The organism is Nostoc cf. edaphicum LEGE 07299 (assembly GCF_015207245.1).
Classification (GTDB): domain Bacteria; phylum Cyanobacteriota; class Cyanobacteriia; order Cyanobacteriales; family Nostocaceae; genus Nostoc; species Nostoc edaphicum_B.
In genome coordinates, this window is sequence record NZ_JADEXF010000945.1 from 1 (window position 1) to 2,725 (window position 2,725).

A 2,725-nucleotide genomic window follows, 5' to 3' on the forward strand; every position below is an offset into this window, starting at 1 on the left:
CTTTCAGCACCTTTTCCTGTCAACATCCCCTTTGCCTTATTCTCACTTCCATTTTGGGGTGCTGGCTTGATGATGGTGTATAAATTTTTCTTTCATTTTTTTGGGCGCATATGCTTACGCCTGAATCCAGAACAAATTTCCCTAACTTGGGAGTTGTTTGCTTGGAAATTTTATCGTCCCCGTGCATCGCCAAAACAAAGTATTAATAAATTAGTTTACATTCCCAAACATTTTACGAAAGATTCTGAAGGTACGAGAATTGCCGTTTCCGCACAATTGGATATTTGGGTAGGAGTAAAAAAATATCAACTTGGTGGTAGTGATGGTGCAATTAAATCGGAAGCTGAACTGGAATGGCTGGCTCATGAATTAAGCGGTTGGTTAGGTTTGCCAATTACCAATCCAATGAAAAGTTAGTTGCGCCGATCAGTGGCGAACTTATGGGATGTGAGCCATCAATGTCTATATTTAATTACAGATGCCTTAGAGGAAATTTATATGTTTGGACTGGGATGGCCAGAAATAGCTGTAATTAGCATAGTCGCTATTCTAATTTTCGGCCCAAAAAAAATTCCTGAACTGGGAACTGCACTGGGCAAAACCCTACGAGGTTTTAAGGAGGAGATGAAAACTCCCAGCGAGGAAACTAATCAGGAAGAAGAAAAACAGTAATTAAAAGAGTCAGGAGGAGCCAGCACACTGCTTTCTCCTGATTCCTGGCTACAGCAAGGTATTCACCACAGAAGAAGGCGCGATCCCATTTTGGGAATCAATGATAGTTGTGCCGGGATTTGCTTGGTGTGTCTCTTCCTTGGCTAAACCACGCAGCTTAATTAACTTAATTGCGCGAGTAACGCTTTCTGGCAAAATTACCACCAGACTGTTATCAGGAGCCATGTCTAAGCCTTTATTGATCGCTTGGGTTTCATCCAGAATTGATTCATAGCGGGTATCAGGCTTAACTTCCGTGATGCCTTGAATAATCAACTGGGCAGCTGAACCCCGTAAGCGTCCCCGTGTATCATCGTCTTCTTTGATGATGATGTAATCAAAAATTTGCGCTGCTAATTTACCTAAAGTAACAAAATCTTCGTCGCGGCGATCGCCTGGCCCGCCAATTACGCCAATTCGTTGTCCTGTAGTCCAGTTCCGCACAAAGGAACCTACCGCTTCGTAACTGGCTGCGTTGTGGGCATAGTCCACCAAAGCGTGGTAGTTGCCCAAATTAAATAGATTCATTCGTCCCGGTGTTTGGCTAACTGAAGCCCGGAAGGTCTTCAAACCAGCACGAATCTGCTCAATTGTGACGTTTTGCACAAACGCTGCCAAACTTGCTGCTAAAGCATTGGCAATCATAAACGGCGCACGTCCGCCCATTGTTAAAGGTATATTTTCAGCTCTTTCTATGCGGTGTGTCCAATCACCTTTAACAATTGACAAATAGCCATTTTCATATACTGCCGCTACTCCACCCTTTTGAATGTGCTTCCGCACTAATTCCGAATCGGGATTCATGGTGAAGTAAGCAATATTAGCTTTAGTTTTTTCTGACATAGCGGCGACGCGGCGATCATCAGCATTAAGTACCGCATAGCCATCAGGGAATACAGCTTCCGCTACTACACTTTTGAGATTAGCTAACTGCTCAATGGTATCTATATCACCGATTCCTAAATGGTCGGATGCTACATTCAATACCACCCCTACATTTGCGGCTTCAAAGCCCAATCCAGAGCGGAGAATGCCACCGCGAGCCGTTTCCAGTACTGCTACTTCTACTGTGGGATCTTGGAGGATGACGTGGGCACTTTGGGGGCCCGTATTATCGCCAGCTTCTACTAAGTAATCACCGATATATGTTCCATCGGTAGTAGTATAACCTACTACTTTTCCAGTCTGTTTATAAATATGTGCTAGTAGTCGAGTAGTGGTGGTTTTGCCATTAGTACCCGTGATGCTGAGGATGGGAATTTGGCTAGATTGCTCGTTAGGAAACAGCATATCCATCACTGCACCAGCGACGTTACGGGGAATACCCACGCTTGGGGCAACGTGCATCCGAAAACCGGGAGCAGCGTTAACTTCGACAATTACGCCATCCACTTCCCGCAGAGGACGGCTAATATCTGTGGTGACGATATCGAGTCCGGCAATATCCAAACCGATTATCTTGACTACTCGTTGTGCCAACCAAAGATTTTCTGGGTGAATTTCATCGGTACGGTCAACGGCACTACCACCTGTACTCAAGTTTGCCGTTGCCCTGAGATAACAAATAGTACCTTTGGGTGGCACGCTATTTAGGGTATAACCTTGTCTTTCTAGCAGCTGGTAGCTGGTGCGGTCTAGTTCAATCTTGGTCAGAACGTTATCGTGTCCTTCACCACGATTTGGGTCAAGGTTTGTTTCTTCAATCAGTTCGGCAATAGTGGATCTACCGTTGCCAATGACATGAGCCGGAACGCGTTCGGCTACTGCTACTACTTTGCCATTTACGACTAGTACCCTGTGGTCGCGCCCTACATAATATCTTTCGACAATAATTGATCGGGAAACTTGTCTGGCAGCTTCATATCCGGCTTCAGCTTCTTCCCAAGTTCTAATATCAATGGTGATCCCACGTCCATGATTGCCATCTAGTGGCTTGATGACGATGGGATAGCCGCCAACGAATTCAATGGCTTGTTCTAAGTCGTCTAAGAAGTTGATTACTGTACCTCTGGGT

At 45.1% G+C, this 2,725-nt stretch carries 2 protein-coding genes and 1 pseudogene; 2 read left to right on the forward strand and 1 reads right to left on the reverse strand.

Going from position 1 to position 2,725, the window contains the following annotated elements; genetic code table 11:
* Together IQ229_RS22915 and tatA are read left to right on the forward strand one after the other, a co-directional pair.
* Positions 1 to 417 (forward strand): annotated as a pseudogene (locus tag IQ229_RS22915) (serine/threonine protein kinase); the annotation flags it as partial.
* An 81-nt stretch (positions 418 to 498) separates the two neighbouring features.
* On the forward strand, positions 499 to 672 hold the full coding sequence (gene tatA, locus IQ229_RS22920; RefSeq protein WP_094348761.1) for a twin-arginine translocase TatA/TatE family subunit: 174 nt from the start codon (positions 499 to 501) through the stop codon (positions 670 to 672).
* Positions 673 to 720: 48 nt separating this feature from the next.
* On the opposite strand, the gene cphA is transcribed toward tatA, so the two are convergent.
* Positions 721 to 2,725, reverse strand: a 2,005-nt coding sequence (gene cphA / locus IQ229_RS22925; RefSeq protein ID WP_194047700.1) for a cyanophycin synthetase, incomplete at its 5' end; no start/stop codon positions are given.

Bases quoted from the DNA above. Each gene is read 5' to 3' on its own strand.
- tatA (WP_094348761.1), top strand. From the start codon at position 499: ATGTTTGGACTGGGATGGCCAGAAATAGCTGTAATTAGCATAGTCGCT.